Consider the following 17,118-nt stretch of genomic DNA (forward strand, 5'->3'; position numbering starts at 1 on the left):
CGATGCAACCCGGGGTCAGATCCGCCCCGCCCGGGCCCCACCCCGGGAGCCGTACGTGGCCCCCGGCGTGGTCTATGCAGGAACCTGCTCCAGCCCGGGCACCAGCCCCGCTTCCTTCAGCCCCAGGTAGATCCGGTCCCGGGCAATGGGCAGGGACGCGAAGCGCACCCCGGTGGCATTGCGGATGGCGTTGGCGAGCGCCGGAGCCACGGGATTGAACGGGCTTTCGCTCATGGATTTCGCCCCCAGCGGCCCCATCCTGTCGTTCGTGTCCGCGAAGTACACCTCGCTGCGCGGCACGTCCGCGAACGTAGGGACGTGGTACTGCCGCAGGATGTCCGTGGTGACCTTTCCGGCGTCGTCCACCACCACTTCCTCATACAGCGTGGCACCCAGGGCCTGGGCGATTCCGCCCTCGATCTGTCCGCGGCACTGCCGCGGGTTGACCACCACGCCGGCGTCCGCTGCCTGCACGCTTTGCAGGATCTTCAGCTCGCCGGTGCCCCGGTTCACGGCCACCCGGAAGCCGTGCACGTTGAACGCGACGGAGCGCGGCGTACCGCCCCAGCGGCCCTCGGCGGCAAGTTCGACGCCGGCATCCGCGGCAGCCTGCGCGAGTTCAGCCAGTGCCACGGGGGTTCCGTCGACCACCACGACGTCACCGTCGAGAACGCAGGCGGATGCCTGGGTCTGCCGGATCCCGGCAGCAAAGGCGCGGATCCGGACAGCCAGCTCTTCCGCGGCTGCCAGGGTCGCCTTGCTTACCACCACGGTACCGGCGGAGCCGAACGCACCGGTATCGTGCTCCACCAGGTCGGTGTCGGACTGCCGCACCACCACCCTGGATGCCTCGGTGGAGAGCGCAGTGGCTGCCAGCTGGGCGTGCACGGTGGTGGTGCCGTTGCCGAACTCGGCGGTCCCGACGTCGGCCTGGTACGTCCCGTCCGGCAGGAGCCGGACGTGGGAGTGGGCAAAGTGGCCGCGCGGCGGGACGGTATCGATCATGGACAGGGCGGCGCCTTCACCCACCATCCAGTCGGGGCCAAGATCGTCCAGGCCTGCATCCCGGTACCGGGCCTTGCCGCGGTCCAGGGCATCCCGGACCAGGTCCAGGCACTGGTCCAGGCCGTAGCTGCCGTAGTGGACGTCCTCCTCCGGATCCGGCTGGGTGGACAGCATGTGGTCGCCCTCGCGGACCATGTTGCGTCGGCGGAACTCCAGCGGGTCCATGCCGATCCCGGCGGCCAGCTCGTCCATGGCGGACTCGACGGCGAAGATCATCTGGCTCAGCCCGTACCCGCGGAACGCACCGGACGGCACGGTGTTGGTGTAGACCGAATGCGCGTCCACTTTCTTGTTGGCGCAGTTGTATACGGCCAGGGATTCGCCGCAGCCGTGGAACATGACGCCGGGCCCGTGGTTGCCGTAGGCGCCGGTGTTGGTCACGACGTCCAGCTCGAGCGCGGTCAGCCGCCCTTCCCTGCCGGCACCCGCCTTCAGCTTGATGGTGAACGGGTGCCGGGTAGTGGTGGCGGTGAACTGTTCGGTGCGGGTCAGTTCCAGCTGGACCGGCCGCTGCAGCTTCAGGGCCGCGAGCGCCACGAGGTCCTCGGTAAGGACTTCCTGCTTGCCGCCAAATCCACCGCCGACACGGCTTACCACCACATGCACTTTGTCTTCCGGCAAACCGAATACCCGGCACAGGGTCCGGCGGACCAGGAAGGGGACCTGGCTGGAGGTGCGGACCTGCAGCCGCCCTTCGGCGTCCACCGAAGCGATGGCAGCGTGCGTTTCCAGCGCCACGTGCTGCACCCGCTGGGTTTGGTAGGTCTGTTCGTGGATAAAGTCGGCGGCGGCGAAGCCGTCAGCCACGCTCCCCAGCTCGGAGTGCAACTCAGCGACCACGTTGCCGTCCGGCCGCGAGATGCGGGAGCGGGCGGCATCCTTGTCCCCGTGGACCAGCGGCGCGCCGGGACGCAGGGCCTCCTGCGGCGAGAAGACGGCGGGCAGTTCCTGGTATTCCACCTGGAGCGCCCGCACTCCGGCTTCTGCCGCCGAGACCGACTCGGCGACGACGGCGGCCACCCGCTGGCCAATGAAGCGCACCACGTCATCGAGCACCCGCGTATCGTCCGGGTCGTCGGTGAAGAGCTCGTGCTGGGCCGTGGAGAACAGCTGCTCCGGCGCGTCCTCATGGGTGAAGACCGCCACCACCCCCGGAATCTTCAGGGCAGCATCGGTATCAATGGACACCACCCGGGCGTGCGCGTGCGGCGAGCGCAGGATTTTAAGGTGCAGCAGTGCCCGCTGCTGGTCACCCGGGAGATCCAGGGTGTAACGGGCGGCGCCGGTGACCACTGCCCTGCTGGCAGGCGCCGGAACGTCGTCGCCCAAACGGCCCGGCTCCGGCTCAGGCTGCCCCTCCCCCGCGATGCCGGACCCCGGCCCCTGGGGATCGGGGTGGCCGGGGTTGCCGCAGACCGCATCGGCGATGGCGCGGTAGCCGGTGCAGCGGCAGAGGTTGCCCTTCAGGTTGCGGGGCAGGTTCTCCCGTTGGTCGTCGTCGAACGTGGCGGCCGTCATCACCATGCCCGCCGTGCAGAAGCCGCACTGGAAGCCCTGGCGTTCCATGAACTGCTGCTGGACCGGATGCAGCTGCCCCTCGGGACCACCAGAAGCGGCTGCCAGCCCCTCGATGGTGGTGACCGCGTGGCCCTCCGCGCGGACTGCCGGATAGATGCAGCTGTGGACCGGCGTCCCGTCCACGTGCACGGTGCAGGCACCGCAGTCTCCGCCGTCGCATCCCTTCTTCACACCCGTGTTGCCCTGCTCGCGCAGGAACGTCCGCAGGCATTGCCCTGGGCGCGGGTCCGCGCCGGCGGGGGTTCCGTTGATCTCGATGGCCATGCTCAGGCCCCTTTCGGCAGTGTGGTGGTCCCGGCCGGAATGTCGCCGGCCCGGGGCGGCCAGAAGTCGCCGGAGACAGGAACATCGTGGGCACCGGCCGTCGCCGCCAGCTCGGCCCGGATTTCCTCGGCGAGCCGGGAGGTCATGTCCCGGCGCCATGCAGGCAGGCCGTGGATGTCATCGTGGTAGAGCCCGGCAGGAATGTGGTCATCCAGCGCGGCGGCCAGCCTCTCTGCGTCCGGGAGCATGTCGAAGCGCAGTTGCACCGGCCGCTTGGTGGCGGCGGTGACCGTCAGGGTTAGGGAGGCGTCGCCGTCGAGCCGCCCGATGAGCAGCACCCCGGACCGGCCCAGGTTGCTCAGGGAGAGGCGCCGGAAGGCTACGCGGGCGGAAAGGGCCGACGCCGGCAGGTGGACGCTGCGGAGCAGCTCACCCGGTGCCAGGCAGTTTTTCGCATCCCCGGTGACGAACTCCGCCACGGGGACGGTACGGCTGGAACCGCCGGGAGCGAGGATGGTGGCCATGCCGTCCAGCCCGGCGCACAGCGAAATGATGGGACCGGCGGGCAGCGAGGTGCAGAGGTTGCCGCCCACCGTGGACATGTTCCAGACCTTGAAGGACGCCACGAAGGAATCGCAGCATGAGCGGACCAGGTCCAGCCCCGGCCACTTGAGTCCGGCCACCTCCGGCGCACCGGGCAGGCCGTACAGCTGCGCGATGGTGCAGGTGGCTGCCAGCTCAATCCCCTCGCCGGTGACGGTGATGGGCGTCCAGCCGGCCTCGCCCAGGTCCAGCAGCCGCTTGAGCGGCTGCGGGCCAAACGCGTAGCTGCCGTAGGAGAAAAGGACCGTGCCGCCGGCAAGCCAGGCGTCGCCGTCGCGCCATTGTGCGGGGTCGGTGGTGCGGACCACCGCCTCGATGGTGTTCATGTCCATGCGATCTCCTGTGCATTAAGGTCTGTGGGCGCCGTGGCAGCCGGGTGGTGGTGGATGGTGCCGGAGGTTTCCCGCAGCGGCAGGCAGCTGGCGGCGCGGGTGCGGGCTGCGATCAGTTCCGCGGTGACGGATACCGCCACCTCGGCCGGCGTGACCGCACCGAGGTCAAGGCCGATGGGCGAATGCAGCTGGGCGATCCGCTCCGGCGCGACGCCCGCGTTGAGGAGCTGGTCAACCCGTTGAAGGTGGCTCCGCCGGGACCCCATGGCGCCCACGTAGGCAAGGTCCAGGGCCAACGCTGTTTCCAGCAGAGGGATGTCGAACTTGGGGTCGTGGGTGAGGACGGCGGCGACGGTGCGGCTGTCCGTCCGGCCCGCCGCGGCTTCCGCTGCCAGGTAGCGGTGCGGCCAGTCAGTGACCACCTGGTCGGCGGCCGCGAACCGGGGCTGGGATGCGAAGACCGGGCGGGCATCAACGAGGGTCACGTGATAGCCCAGCAGCTTGGCGGCGGGAACCAGTGCGGCACCGAAGTCGTTGGCGCCGAATACCAGCATCCGCGGCGGGGCCAGCCGGGACTCCACCAGGATGGCCGGCTCCGCGGCAGGTTGCGCGTCGCCGGACTTGGCCGGAGCGCATTCGCCCGGTTCCGGGGGCCGGACCAGCCCGGCACCGCCGCTGCGCACCAGGGATTCCACCTGCAGTGCCGGTTCCCCGTGCAGCAGCGCTGCCAGCTCCGAAGAAGCAGCCAGGCGGAATGCGCCTGGATCGGAAAGGACGACGGCGGCACCTCCTGGAGTATCGAGCAGCCGTACCAGCGCCACGGGGTGGGCCGGGCCGAGGCCGGCGAGCTGCAACAGGACGGCCCGAAGCGGGTGCCGGGTTTCGCCAGGCACAGCGGCGGGCACGGGCTGGATCTGGATGACCAGTTCGCCCCCGCAGGTGAGTCCGGCCGCGAAGGCATCTGCGGAACTGAAACCAAAGGTCCCGTGGCGCGGGACGGCGTCGTCCATTGCCTCCCGGGCGAGCGCCACTACGGCGCCTTCGACGCAGCCGCCGGAGAGGCTGCCCAGCACGTCACCGGAACCGGCGACCAGCATGGACGTTCCCACGGGCCGCGGCACAGACCCGGAGGCCGCCACGATGGTGGCCACGGCGAACTCCCGGGCTGCGAGCCGGGGCACCCAGGGGCCGAGCGAAGGGATCAGGTCAAGCATGGCGTCGCTCCTTCTTCCGCAGCGGTGGTGTCAATTGTCGGTCCTTCCGGGGGCCGGGCCAAGGGTTGGCACGGCCCCCGGAAGGAAAGGGCACTACTTAGCCGCCCAGCAGGGCGTTGATCGGCCCGCGGGCGAAGTACACCAGGAACCCGGCGCTCACCACCCACATCAGCGGATGGATCTTCTTGGCCTTGCCGGACGCCGCCCCGATCACGGCCCAGCTCACGAAGCCCACACCGATGCCGTTGGCGATCGAGTAGCTCAGCGGCATGGTCACGATGGTGAGGAAAGCCGGCAGGGCCACGGTGAACTTGGTGAACTTGATCTCCCGGATCTGCGCCATCATCATGGCGCCCACCACCACCAGGGCGGCGGCGGCCACCTCGAGCGGCACCACGCTGGTGAGCGGGGTGAGGAACATCGAGCCGAGGAACAGGACGCCGGTGACCACCGAGGCCAGGCCGGTGCGGGCACCTTCGCCGATGCCGGCTGCCGAGTCGATGTAGACGGTGTTGGAGGAACCGGAGGTGGCCCCGCCCGCCACGGCGCCGAAGCCTTCCACGACGAAGGCGGACTTCAGCCGCGGGAAGGTGCCGTCCTTGTGGGCGACGCCGGCGCTCTTGGCAAGGCCGGTCATGGTGCCCATGGCGTCGAAGAAGTTGGTGAACACGAGCGTGAACACCAGCATGGTGGCTGCGAGTCCGCCGATCCTGGCGAATGAGCCGAAGAGGTCGAAGTGGCCCACCAGGCCAAGGTCCGGGGCGGACACCAGCTGGCCGGACAGGACCGGGGTGTTCAGGTGCCAGCCGCCGGGGTTGGTGGCGCTGGCAGGGCCCAGTTTCATGACTGCTTCCACGACGGCGGCCAGCACGGTGGTGCCGACGATCCCGATCAGGAGTCCGCCCTGGACCTTGCGTGCCACGAGGATGCCCATGGCAAGGAGGCCCACGACGAACACGAGCGTGGGCACGGAGGTGATGGAGCCGCCGTCGCCCAGTTGGACGGGCGGGCCGCCCGTGGTGGGCCGGACGAAGCCGGAGTCCACGAAGCCGATGAAGGCGATGAACAGGCCGATGCCGACGGTGATGGCGGCCTTCAGTTCCTTGGGCACGGCCCGGAAAATGGCGGTCCGGGCACCTGTGACTCCGAAGAGGACGATCAGGATGCCGTTGATCACCACCAGGCCCATGGCCTCGGGCCAGGTGACTTCCTGGATCACGGAGACGGCCAGGAAGGAGTTGATGCCCAGTCCGGCGGCGAGCCCGAACGGCAGGTTGGCGATAAGCCCGAAGAGGATGGTCATGACGCCGGCGGTGAGCCCGGTGACGGCGCCCACCTGCGCGGCGGAGAGCCAGCCGCCGGCGACGTCGGTGGGGGCGTTGTCCGCGCTGAACCCGCCCAGGATGAGGGGGTTGAGGATGACGATGTAGGCCATGGTGAAGAAGGTGACCAGGCCGCCGCGGAATTCGCGGGCAAGGGTGGAGCCGCGCTGCGTGATGTGGAAGAACCGGTCCAGGAGGGAGTCCGGCGCCGGCGGGGTGCTTCCCAGCCGCGTCCGCCCGGTTGCCTTTTGCGTTTCGCGTGCCGCTGCGGGCTCTGCGCTGTTGCTCCCGTTGGGGAGCAGCGCAGCCTGCTTTTCAGCGGAATTGTCCAGGATTGTCATGTCAGCCACCCGGCCCTAGTAGTCAATCCTGGTTTCGAGCGTGTTCCAGGTGTTGAACGGCTCCAGCGGGGCCGGGGCCTGGGGATCGCCCAGCTCCAGCTTGGAAACCGGCATCAGGGAATCCCTGTCCTGGTCGTCGAAGTATTCGTAGAACACTGCGTCGTCGAAGCCGACCGAGGCGGCGTCGTGGCGGTCCGCCGCGTAGACAACGCGGCTGACCCGTGCCCAGAGTGCGGAGGCCAGGCACATGGGGCACGGCTCGCAGCTGGTGTAGAGGGTGGCGCCGCTGAGGTCGAAGGTCCCCAGCTCGCGGCAGGCGGTGCGGATGGCGGTGACTTCAGCGTGGGCGGTGGGATCGTTGTCTGCAGTGACGCGGTTGACGCCGTCGAACGTCTTGCCGTCCGCCGTGACGATCATGGCGCCGAACGGGCCTCCGCTGTTGAGGACGTTGGCCGTTGCCAGCCGGATGGAGCGGGCCAAAAACTGTTCGGCCGTGACGGTGGTACTCATGATGCGACTTCCTTTTGCCGGGAAGCCTGTTGCCGCGCAGGACCAGTAAAACCAGGTGCGAACGGTTACCAGGCTTCAGCATGTGCTGTGAAGGTTAAGTTGCGCCTGGTAGATAGCTTCCCGGGTTCGGGCGCCCGCCTTTGGCAGAATCGAGATTAGCACCGCTTTGTGGGCTACGCCATAGTTTTCTGGAAATTAAATTTCGCGATGTGAAATCTATGTTTCGCGCTCTTCACGGCCCAACCCGGTCCCCGGTCACAAAGAGTGGCATTGACGCAGGCAGGGCCGTTTCCCTACTCTGGTCGCACCCGCGCCGCCTGGCGGCGCGGGAACCTGGATCAGCAGACAGGGCCTCACTGAGCTGGATTTACTGCACCGCATTCCGCTCAGACAAGGACAGCCCATGACCACTTCCTCCCCTGCCCCCACCAACCGGCTCTGGATCAGGAATCCGCTGGCCGCGTTTACCGCCAACTCCCTCGACGCCTCCGGCGGCGTGGTGGTCAGCGGCGGTGTCATCACAGAGGTCCTGGCCGCCGGGCAGCAGCCGTCCGCACCCTGCACCGAAACGTTCGACGCCGGCAGCCACGTGCTGCTCCCGGGCCTGATCAACACCCACCACCACTTCTACCAAACCCTGACCCGCGCCTGGGGTCCGGTGGCAAATGCCCCTCTGTTTCCCTGGCTGAAGAATCTCTATCCCGTGTGGGCGCGGCTCACCGCCAAGGACCTGGAGCTGGCCGCAACGGTCGCCCTGGCCGAGCTGCTGCTTTCGGGCTGCACCACTGCCGCGGACCACCACTACCTCTTCCCGGCAGGGCTCGAGGATGCCATTGACATCGAGGTGGAAGCAGTGCGCCGGCTGGGCATGCGGGCCACACTGACCCGCGGCTCCATGACCCTTGGAACGGACGACGGCGGCCTGCCGCCACAGTCCACCGTCCAGGCTCCGGAGGTGGTGCTGGCAGACAGCGAGCGCCTGGTTTCCACGTACCACGAGCGCGGCGACGACGCCGTAATCCAGGTCGCCCTGGCCCCGTGCTCCCCGTTCTCAGTGACGAAGGAAATCATGGCCGAAAGCGCTGCCCTGGCTGCACGGCTGGACGTCCGGCTGCACACGCACCTGGCAGAGACCCTTGACGAGGAGGACTTCTGCCGGGAAATGTTCGGGTTGCGGACGGTGGACTACCTGGACAGCGTGGGCTGGCTGACGGACCGCACCTGGCTGGGGCACGGCATCCACTTCAGCGACTCCGAGATAACGCGGCTCGGTGCAGCCGGAACCGCTGTGGCCCACTGCCCCACCTCCAACATGAGGCTTGCCTCCGGAACAGCCCGGGTCCTGGAGCTGGAGGACGCCGGGGTGCCGGTGGGGCTCGGCGTGGACGGTTCGGCGTCGAACGATGCCTCCAACATGATCCTGGAAGCACGGCAGGCGCTCTACCTGCAGCGGCTGCGCTACGGGGCCGACGTTCCGGTGGAGCGGGCGCTGGGCTGGGCCACCCGCGGCTCGGCTGCCGTGCTGGGCCGGCGGGGACTGGGCCAGCTGGCCCCCGGGATGCAGGCCGACCTGGCGCTGTTCACGCTGGATGACCTGCGCTTCTCCGGCAGCCACGACCCCATCGCCGCCCTCCTTCTCTGCGCCGCCGACAGGGCCGACCGGGTGATGGTTGGCGGGAAGTGGCGGGTGGTGGACGGCCAGATCCCGGGACTGGACATCGCGGGGCTCATCGCGGAGCACTCAGCTGCGGCACACCGCCTGGTCAACGGGGGCCGGTGAACGGCTGACAGCGGTCCGGGCCGCTGCTACCGTGGCGGCATGACCCCGTCAAAGACGCCGCCCGAGGTTCTCGACATCGATGGAATCGAAGTCCGCATCTCCAGTCCGGACAAGGTGGTATTCCCGGAGCCGGGGCTGACCAAGCTCGACCTGGTGCGCTATTACCTTGCGGTGGCGGATGGCGCACTGCGGGGCGCGGGCGGCCGGCCCATGGTGCTCAAGAGGTTCCCGAAAGGCATTGACGCCGAGCCGTTCTTCCAAAAACGCGTGCCGGAAAACCACCCGCCCTTTATCGATACCGCCACCCTGCATTACGCGTCCGGGACCTCGGCCGAGGAAGCCGTGATCAGGGATGCCGCGGGCCTGGCGTGGGTCATCAATCTTGGCTGCCTGGACCTGAACCCGCATCCCGTGCGGGCAGGGGACCTGGAACACCCGGACGAACTGCGGGTGGACCTTGACCCCATGCCGGGCGTGGACTGGTCGCAGATCGTGGATACGGCGTACGTGGCACAGGAGGTGCTGGATGACGTGGGCCTGGTGGGATGGCCCAAGACCAGCGGGTCGCGGGGACTTCACATCCTGGTCCGCATTGCCCCGCAGTGGTCCTACTCCGATGTCCGGTTGGCTGCCGAAACCCTGGCACGGGAAGTGGAGAACCGGGCTCCCGGCCTTGCCACGGCACGGTGGTGGAAGGAGGAGCGCGGCGAGAGCGTCTTCGTGGACTTTAACCAGAATGCCAAGGACCGTACGGTCGCATCCGCCTACTCAGTCAGGCCACTGCCGGATGCCCGCGTTTCAGCGCCGCTCACGTGGGAGGAGATGCGCACGGCCCGGCCTGGACAATTCACTGTTCCCACGATGCTGAAGCGGTACGCAGAGACCGGCGACCCGCACTCCGGCATTGACGGGGCGGCCGGATCGTTGGACGGATTGCTGGCCCTGGCGAAGGAACTGGGTCCGGCGGAGAAGGCTCCGCGCAGCGGCAACGGGTCCGGCCGCCGCCAGTCGCTGATGCCGCTCATCGAAGTGGCCCGGACCAGGACCAAGCCGGAAGCGCTGGCTGCGCTCGACGAATGGAAGTCCCGGCACGCCGCCGTCGTCAAATCCCTGCAGCCCGCCGACATCATGGTCGACGGGATGCGCGGGTCCAGCTCGCTCTGGTACCGGGTGCGGGTGAACCTGCAGCACGTTCCCGACGGCGAACGGCCGGCACCGGAGGAGCTCATCACGGACTACGACCCCTGGGCCGGCAAGCAGTGGCCGGGGCGGCCCGGCACCTGAGGAACGAGCACGCGGGGAACCGGCAACCGGGGTACTGGCAGCCGGCGGGCAGGTTCCGGGCTACTGCCAGGCCCGCACCCAGTCCACCTTGACGGCTCCGGTTTTGCCCAGGACCAGTTTGTCTGGGTTGATGCCGACGTTCAGGAGGAGGTAGTGCGGGGCATTGCCGTCGTTGGTGGGATAGGAAAACTCAAGCTTCCCGTCGAAGTAGACGTCATTGACGCCGGCCTTCCGGTGCACCCCGTAGGTGTGGTAGCCGCCCGCCCAGCATCCAATGAACCATTTTGCGGGATCTTTGTCCGCAGAGTGATAGACCGTGGTCATGGTCCCGGCGAGGGGTTCTGCAATGTCGATCTCGCCGGTTGCGGGGAACTTTTGGCCGGTGGTCCACCAGGCTTACCAGTTGTAGATACCGCCCGAGCAGGTTCCCGGGAAGTAGATCCGGGCCTCCACGTAGCCGGTGGTGTACTGGAACCCCACATGGCCAGGAACGCCGTCCTTGGGATTGGTGGACAGCAGTGCGCCCGATTCCGCGTCGGAGAGCTGCAGTACCGCGTTTCCGTTCTCCACTTTGACATTGCTGGAACAGGTCTTGACCCCGTTCTTGGTCGATCCGGGATGGCAGTCACGGAACCAATAGGGAGTCCAAAGACCGGTGTTGAGGGTGTCGAATTCCTCATCGAGCACCAGCTTCCACGCTCCCGGAGGGCCAAGCGGACCGCCCTCCTTGCTGGCCACGACGGGGGTGCCCTTGACCAGGGCCTCACTTACCGGGCCATCAGCGGGGGCTTCCTCGGCTTTGCCGGGTTCTGCCACGCCTGGCTGCTCCGCTGCCGGCGGCTGGGCAGCGGATGCATCAGTCCCGCCTGGAGGGGCCGGCTGTTCCGCACCAGCGCCACCGGTGGAATCTGAAAGCGCCGGCCCGGGGTCCGCACCGGGGTCCGTACCGGATACCGACGCCTCCTGCCCGGGCGGTGAGGCCTCAGGTTGCCCCGCCTGCAGCCGGATGGCACTGCCCGAGAGCCCTGCAACGACCAGCACACAGCACAGGACCTGCAGCAAGCGGGCTGTGGCTTGTGGCATCGCTGTCCTTCCCTCGCACGTAATGGCGATGGCCAGACCAAGGACGAAGCCTCCAAGCCCACGGTCGGCTGTCTATCGTGCAAGGCTAGAAGAGTTTCCCACGCCAGTCCCGAGTAGCGGCTACTCAGCTTTGGTGGCGGCTTTTACGCGCTTTCACCGCCGGGGTACGCAGCGACTGGATCCACCGGGACAAGCGCCCGCTGGAGTGGAGTCGCTCCTCCGGCACGTACAGATCAGGATCAATTCCTCCGCCGAGGGGGAGGTAGAACTCCTGCGCACCGGCCCCTGCGGACGGTGCTGCCGGAACAGGATGGTTGTCTTGCTGGTACATCGGAACCTCCTCTTTTCATATTATGGAAAGCAATTTCTGCTATGTGAAAAGAGTAAGCGGGCACTGGTAGACGGTCAAGAGGTCCGCCCCACACCCACAGCGCCCGGACGGTCACAAACGGAATTTTGAATCTGTGATGTACACCACCGGATTGCAGGGGTACGCTGGTAGGCAACTCGTGGCGCAGGTCACGTAACCTGGGAGCAGCAGGCAGGGTCGTAATGAGCTGGCATCAACGGATGCCGGCTCTTTTTTGTTGGGTCGGCTCCATCGGAAACGCGCATGAAACGCGCGCTTAATTTCAGTGATGGAACCTAGGTTCCACTTACCGGAAGTTGGGAAAAGACCATGAGCAGCAAGATCATCCTCGGCAGCAACCAGTTCGGCAAGGCCGAGGTACGGGTTGTCAAGATTACCCGGGACAGCGACCGCCACCAGATCGAAGACCTCAATGTCACCTCGCAGCTGCGCGGCGACTTTGAGGCTGCGCACCTCGAAGGCGACAACGGGCACGTCGTGCCCACCGATACCCAGAAGAACACTGTCTATGCCTTCGCACGGGAAGGCATCGGTTCTCCTGAAGCCTTCCTGCTTCGCCTCGGCGAGCACTTTACGTCAAACTTCAGCTGGGTCGACGGCGGACGCTGGGCCGCCGAGTCCTATGCCTGGGACCGGATCCAGGCCCACGGCAGCGAGCATGACCACTCCTTCGTGCGCAACGGCCAGGAAGTCCGGACCGCCGTCCTGGTCCGCGACGGTGACGCCGAACACCTTATCTCGGGCCTGAAGGACCTCACGGTCCTGAAGTCCACCCAGTCCGGCTTTGTCGGGTACCCCAAGGACAAGTACACCACCCTGGCGGAAACCACCGACCGCATCCTGGCAACTGATGTCTCCGCACGCTGGCGCTTCAAGGCCGGCACGGACTTCTCAGGCTTCGATTTCAACAAAAACTACGACGACGTCAAGAGCCTCCTGCTGGAAGGCTTCACCGAGAAGTACTCCCACGCCCTGCAGCAGACCCTGTTCGACATGGGCGCCAAGGTCCTGGAAGCACACCCGGAGATCGACGAGATCAAGTTCTCCATGCCCAACAAGCACCACTTCCTGGTGGACCTCTCGCCATTCGGCCTCGACAACCCCAACGAGGTGTTCTTCGCAGCCGACCGCCCCTACGGCCTGATCGAGGCTACGGTCCTGCGCGAGGATGCCGTCCCGGCCGAAAATGCCTGGACCGGTATCGCCGGCTTCTGCTAAACGCCCCCGGCCAGACGGGCTCAACCACCAGTGGTTGAGCCCGTCGAAACCACTCCAGTACCACCCACAGCCTTACCTGTTAGCCAGACAACGTTAGCCAGACGAGGACGTCTGCCATGAACCAGAAAGTCTGCCATGAACATCAAGAACCCCCTCAAAGCCGGCGCTAAGCAACGCAGCAAGCGCACGACTCTCAGCCGCCCCGAAGATGAGCGGCTCTCAATCGGAAGCAGTTTTGCCTACGGCTTCCAGCACGTCCTGACCATGTACGGCGGCATCATTGCCGTACCACTCATCGTCGGGCAGGCCGCAGGCCTCTCATCTGCCGACATCGGTGTCCTCATTGCCGCGGCCCTCTTCATGGGTGGACTTGCCACCCTCCTGCAGACCATCGGCATTCCGTTCTTCGGCTCTCAGCTGCCCTTGGTACAGGGTGTTTCCTTTGCCAGCGTGGCCACCATGGTGGCAATCGTCAGCGGCGGTGGAGGCCTGCCGTCAGTCTTTGGTGCGGTTATGGTCTCGGCCGCCATCGGTCTGATCATCGCCCCTGTCTTCTCCAAGATCGTCAGGTTCTTCCCACCGGTGGTTACCGGTACCGTCATCACCACCATCGGCCTGACCCTGATGCCGGTCGCGGCAAACTGGGCCATGGGCGGTAACAAGAAGGCTGAGGACTACGGGAGCGTAGCCAACATCGGTCTCGCCGCAGTTACCCTCGCACTGGTGCTGCTGCTAAGCAAGGTTGGCAGCGCCACAATCTCCCGGCTTTCCATCCTCCTGGCCATGATTGTCGGCACGGTGATCGCCGTGGTTACCGGGATGGCCGACTTCTCGAAGGTGGGCAACGGCCCGATCGTTGCGTTCCCCACCCCCTTCCACCTGGGTGCCCCCACATTTGAGATCGCCGCCATCATTTCCATGCTGATTGTGGTTCTGGTGATCCTCACCGAAACCATGGCGGACATCCTGGCCGTAGGCGAAATCGTCGGCACCCGCACTGATTCCAAGCGGATCGCAGCCGGCCTGCGAGCAGATATGGGCTCGAGCCTCATCGCACCGATCTTTGGTTCCTTCACCCAGAGCGCATTTGCCCAGAACGTGGGCCTGGTGGCAGTCACCAAGATCAAGAGCCGTTACGTCGTGGCGGCCGGTGGCGTGATCCTGGTCCTGCTGGGCCTGCTGCCGGTCATGGGCCGCGTCGTCGCAGCAGTCCCCACGGCGGTTCTCGGAGGTGCCGGCATCGTGCTGTTCGGTACCGTTGCCGCCAGCGGCATCCGGACCTTGGCCAAGGTCGAGTACAAGAACAACATGAATCTCATCATCGTGGCCGCGTCCATCGGTTTCGGCATGATTCCGATCGCTGCGCCCACCTTCTACGACAAGTTTCCGTCCTGGTTCAGCACCATCTTCCACTCCGGGATCAGCTCAGCCGCAGTCATGGCCATCCTGCTGAACCTCCTGTTCAACCACCTCAAGGCCGGGAACTCGGAGTACCAGTCCGTCTTTGCTGCGGGCACCGGCAGGGTCATCCGGGAAGAGGACCTGACATGCCTTGAGCATGGCGACCGTTTCGAAAACGGCAAGCTCATCGACTGCGATGGCAAGGAAGTGCCCATCCAGTCAGCCGAGAAGGCGTCAGAACACTGACGCACCGGAACGGACGACGGCGGCCCGCACTCTTCTCGAAAGGTGCGGGCCGCCGTCGTGGTTACTTTTGTATGTGGCGCCTTAGGTGCGGTTAAGCTCGCGGGAAATGGCCTCGGCCGCTTCCCGGAGGATGGGCACGGCCTTGTCCGCGAAGTCCTCGTCCACCCGGGATACAGGGCCGGAGACCGAGATCGCGGTGGGCGTGGGGGCATTCGGGACCGCCATGGCGAAGCAACGGACGCCGAGCTCCTGCTCCTCCTCGTCAATGGAGTAGCCACGCTCGCGGATGAGCTTGAGATCGGCCAGGAGCTCTTCAATGTCGCCGATGCTCTTGGCGGTGGGGGTGGGCATGCCGGCGCGGGCAACAATGCCCCGCACGGTGTCGTCGTCGAGCTGGGCCAGGATGGCCTTGCCCACGCCGGTGGCGTGGGTGTGGGCGCGCCGGCCCACCTCGGTGAACATGCGCATGGAGTGCAGCGAAGGAACCTGCGCCACGTAGATGACCATGTCGGAATCCAGCACGGCCATATTGGAGGTCTCCCCCAGCCGGTCCACCAGGATCTTCAGCTGGGGCTGCGCCAGGGCACCGAGCTGCTTGTTGGCACCCTCGCCCAAACGGATGAGGCGGGGGCCCAGCGCGTAGCGCCGGTTGGGCAGCTGGCGGATGTAGCCCAGCGACACCAGGGTGCGGAGCAGGCGGTGGATAGTGGGCAGCGGCAGGTCGGTGGAAGACGAGAGCTCACTGAGGGTGACGTCGCCGCCGGCATCAGTGATGAGCTCCAGCAGTTCGAAGACGCGCTCTACCGACTGCACCCCACCGGACGCTTTTTCTGCCATTCCGTTGTCTCCTGTAACTCGGAATCCGACAACTCTTATCCGCATCGTGAAAAGAGTTGCTTAGAACACCCAAGATACAGCACGGCCGCCCCCGCGGCGATGCGGGCGGACAGTCGCATTCGAAGGGGTTGTATTTCCATAAAGTAGATAATAATATCCATAATACGAAAACATTCGGATTAGAGCAGAAGCCGACCCAGGCCCAATCAGGAGGACATTCAATGGCGAACCCCAGCCCCGGAAATTCGATCACCCTGCGCGTGGAAGCACCCTCAAGCTTCAGCGCCACCAGCGAGCTCGCAGCCGCCGTCGGAGCTGCCGGCGCCGCAATCACCGCACTGGACGTCACCGAGTCCCACCACGAGACCCTGGTGGTTGACGTCACCTGCAACACCACCGACGACGCCCACGCCGCCCGCGTCAAGGACGCCCTCAATGCGCTCGAAGGCGTCACGGTCCAGCACGTCTCGGACCGCACCTTCCTGATGCACCTGGGCGGCAAGCTCGAGGTGGTCCCCAAGGTCCCCCTGCGCAACCGCGACGATCTCTCCCGCGCCTACACTCCCGGCGTCGCCCGCGTCTGCCTGGCCATCGCCGAGGACCCCGCCGCCGCCCGCAACCTGACCGTCAAGCGCAACACCGTGGCCGTGGTCACCGACGGATCGGCGGTGCTGGGCCTGGGCAACATCGGCCCCGCCGCGGCCCTTCCGGTCATGGAGGGCAAGGCCGCCCTGTTCAAGCAGTTCGCCAACGTCGACGCGTGGCCCGTGTGCCTTGATACCCAGGACACGGAGGAAATCATCCGCACCGTCAAGCTCCTGGCACCGGTCTTCGGGGGCGTGAACCTGGAGGACATCGCTGCGCCCCGCTGCTTCGAGATCGAGGCCCGCCTGCGCGAGGAACTGGACATTCCGGTCTTCCACGACGACCAGCACGGCACGGCAATCGTGACCCTCGCTGCCCTGGTCAATGCCCTGCGCGTGGTGGACAAGAAGATCGCGGACGTGAAGATCGTAGTTTCCGGGGTCGGCGCTGCCGGCTCCGCCATCATCCAGCTGCTGAAGGCCCAGGGCGCCCGGCACATTGTGGCAGCGGGCCGCTCCGGCGCCATCCACAAGGGTGAGGCGTACAACGATCCGCACCGCACCTGGATCGCGGAAAACACCAACCAGGAAGGCTTCTCCGGCAGCCTGCACGAGGCCCTGGTGGGCGCTGATGTCTTCATCGGCGTCTCCGCCCCGAACATCCTGGCAGAGGAGCACATCGCCTCCATGGCGAAGGACGCCATCGTCTTCGCCATGGCCAACCCCACCCCCGAGGTGGATCCGGCCGTCGCATCCCGGCACGCCGCAGTGGTGGCCACCGGCCGCAGCGACTTCCCCAACCAGATCAACAACGTCCTGGCCTTCCCCGGCCTCTTCCGCGGGCTCCTCGACGTGGGAGCAAGCGACATCACCCCGGACATGCTGGTGGCCGCCGCGGAAGCAATCGCCAACCGGGTGAATGATAATGAGCTCAATGCGAGCTACATCATCCCCAGCATCTTCGATCCGCACGTGACCGCCGATGTCGCGGCAGCCGTCGCCGCCGCGGCACACGCCTCAAACGTGGCAACGGCTGCCGAACCGGCCGATTCCGCCGCGGAGCCAGCACTGGCCTCCGCCTGACCG

13 protein-coding genes are annotated in these 17,118 nt (G+C 66.5%); 5 read left to right on the top strand and 8 right to left on the bottom strand.

Annotated elements, in window-relative coordinates; translation table 11 throughout:
- Positions 1-72: 72 nt before the first annotated feature.
- The 5 genes from NMQ03_RS17815 to NMQ03_RS17835 form a co-directional block, all read right to left on the bottom strand.
- Complete coding sequence (locus NMQ03_RS17815) at positions 73-2,907, bottom strand: molybdopterin-dependent oxidoreductase (protein ID WP_255173283.1); 2,835 nt, start codon at positions 2,905-2,907, stop codon at positions 73-75.
- A 2-nt stretch (positions 2,908-2,909) separates the two neighbouring features.
- Positions 2,910-3,842: an FAD binding domain-containing protein gene (locus tag NMQ03_RS17820; RefSeq protein WP_255173284.1), complete on the bottom strand. Its 933-nt coding sequence runs from the start codon at positions 3,840-3,842 to the stop codon at positions 2,910-2,912.
- On the bottom strand, positions 3,833-5,056 hold the full coding sequence (locus tag NMQ03_RS17825; protein ID WP_255173285.1) for an XdhC family protein: 1,224 nt from the start codon (positions 5,054-5,056) through the stop codon (positions 3,833-3,835). The genes NMQ03_RS17820 and NMQ03_RS17825 overlap by 10 nt, the downstream gene beginning before the upstream one ends.
- A 97-nt stretch (positions 5,057-5,153) precedes the next feature.
- A complete protein-coding gene (locus NMQ03_RS17830) occupies positions 5,154-6,719 on the bottom strand; it encodes an NCS2 family permease (RefSeq protein WP_255175661.1) in 1,566 nt (521 codons plus the stop codon).
- A gap of 15 nt (positions 6,720-6,734) precedes the next feature.
- Positions 6,735-7,229, bottom strand: coding sequence for a nucleoside deaminase (locus tag NMQ03_RS17835; protein ID WP_255173286.1), 495 nt, complete (start codon positions 7,227-7,229; stop codon positions 6,735-6,737).
- A 403-nt stretch (positions 7,230-7,632) separates the two neighbouring features.
- Between NMQ03_RS17835 and NMQ03_RS17840 the strand changes: the two genes are divergently transcribed.
- Both NMQ03_RS17840 and ligD read left to right on the top strand, forming a co-directional pair.
- Positions 7,633-9,009 carry an 8-oxoguanine deaminase gene (locus NMQ03_RS17840; RefSeq protein WP_255173287.1) on the top strand — a complete coding sequence of 459 codons (1,377 nt, stop codon included), beginning with the start codon at positions 7,633-7,635 and terminating at the stop codon, positions 9,007-9,009.
- A 39-nt stretch (positions 9,010-9,048) separates the two neighbouring features.
- Complete coding sequence (gene ligD / locus NMQ03_RS17845) at positions 9,049-10,293, top strand: non-homologous end-joining DNA ligase (protein WP_255173288.1); 1,245 nt, start codon at positions 9,049-9,051, stop codon at positions 10,291-10,293.
- A 60-nt stretch (positions 10,294-10,353) separates the two neighbouring features.
- On the opposite strand, the gene NMQ03_RS17850 is transcribed toward ligD, so the two are convergent.
- Both NMQ03_RS17850 and NMQ03_RS17855 read right to left on the bottom strand, forming a co-directional pair.
- Positions 10,354-10,617 carry a hypothetical protein gene (locus NMQ03_RS17850; protein ID WP_255173289.1) on the bottom strand — a complete coding sequence of 88 codons (264 nt, stop codon included), beginning with the start codon at positions 10,615-10,617 and terminating at the stop codon, positions 10,354-10,356.
- 72 nt (positions 10,618-10,689) lie between these two features.
- Entirely contained in the window at positions 10,690-11,376 is a 687-nt protein-coding gene (locus NMQ03_RS17855) for a hypothetical protein (RefSeq protein WP_255173290.1), read from the bottom strand.
- 679 nt (positions 11,377-12,055) lie between these two features.
- On the opposite strand from NMQ03_RS17855, the gene pucL reads away from it, so the two are divergent.
- A complete protein-coding gene (pucL, locus tag NMQ03_RS17860; protein ID WP_255173291.1) occupies positions 12,056-12,964 on the top strand; it encodes a factor-independent urate hydroxylase in 909 nt (302 codons plus the stop codon).
- Between the two features lie 135 nt (positions 12,965-13,099).
- Positions 13,100-14,611: a nucleobase:cation symporter-2 family protein gene (locus NMQ03_RS17865; RefSeq protein WP_255173292.1), complete on the top strand. Its 1,512-nt coding sequence runs from the start codon at positions 13,100-13,102 to the stop codon at positions 14,609-14,611.
- A gap of 81 nt (positions 14,612-14,692) precedes the next feature.
- Here NMQ03_RS17865 and NMQ03_RS17870 read toward each other — a convergent pair whose 3' ends face one another.
- Entirely contained in the window at positions 14,693-15,448 is a 756-nt protein-coding gene (locus NMQ03_RS17870; protein ID WP_255173293.1) for an IclR family transcriptional regulator, read from the bottom strand.
- A 221-nt stretch (positions 15,449-15,669) separates the two neighbouring features.
- On the opposite strand from NMQ03_RS17870, the gene NMQ03_RS17875 reads away from it, so the two are divergent.
- Entirely contained in the window at positions 15,670-17,115 is a 1,446-nt protein-coding gene (locus NMQ03_RS17875) for an NAD-dependent malic enzyme (RefSeq protein WP_255173294.1), read from the top strand.
- Positions 17,116-17,118 lie beyond the last annotated feature (3 nt).

Origin of the sequence: Arthrobacter sp. DNA4, assembly GCF_024362385.1 — a bacterium.
Classification (GTDB): domain Bacteria; phylum Actinomycetota; class Actinomycetes; order Actinomycetales; family Micrococcaceae; genus Arthrobacter.